This is a genomic window from Adlercreutzia equolifaciens, assembly GCF_029076695.1.
In the GTDB taxonomy this organism is placed as follows: Bacteria; Actinomycetota; Coriobacteriia; order Coriobacteriales; family Eggerthellaceae; genus Adlercreutzia; species Adlercreutzia equolifaciens_A.
Genome location: NZ_JARFIK010000020.1, coordinates 1 through 492, shown reverse-complemented (window position 1 = coordinate 492; position 492 = coordinate 1). Strand labels below are relative to the sequence as shown.

At 67.7% G+C, this 492-nt stretch carries 1 protein-coding gene; it reads right to left on the bottom strand.

The genetic code is table 11. From position 1 onward, the window contains the following. The coding region (locus PZH32_RS11250; protein ID WP_275208334.1) for an ATP-binding cassette domain-containing protein at window positions 1–492 on the bottom strand (492 nt) is incomplete at both ends.

The following is a 492-nucleotide window of genomic DNA, read 5'->3' as shown; positions in this document are numbered from 1 at the left end:
GATGGTGCGGTCGGCCACGGCAGCGGTGGAGGGGCGGTGGCTTACGAGGATGACCGTGCGGTCGCCCTTGCCATCGCGCAGGGCGCGCAGCACGGCGGCCTCGTTCAGGCTGTCCTGGTTGGACGTGGGCTCGTCAAGCAGCATGAACGGCGCTTCATGCAGGAACATGCGGGCCAGCCCGATGCGCTGGCGCTCGCCGCCGGAGAGGGTGTCGCCCAGCTCGCCCACGGGTGTCTCGAGGCCCTGGGGCAGACGCGCCAGGAAGTCGCCCAAGGCCGCCTTCTCGCAGGCCGCGGCCAGCTCTTCGGGGGTGGCGTCCGTCTTCGCGATGAGAATGTTCTCAGCCAGGGTGCCGACGAACAGGTGCGTCTCCTGGGTCACGCAGCTTTCATTGGCTCGCAAGCTGTCGGTATTGATCTGGCGAATGTCCTGGCGGGAGAGCTCCACGGTGCCGCGAGTGGTGTCCCAGAAACGCAGGAACAGCTTGCACAG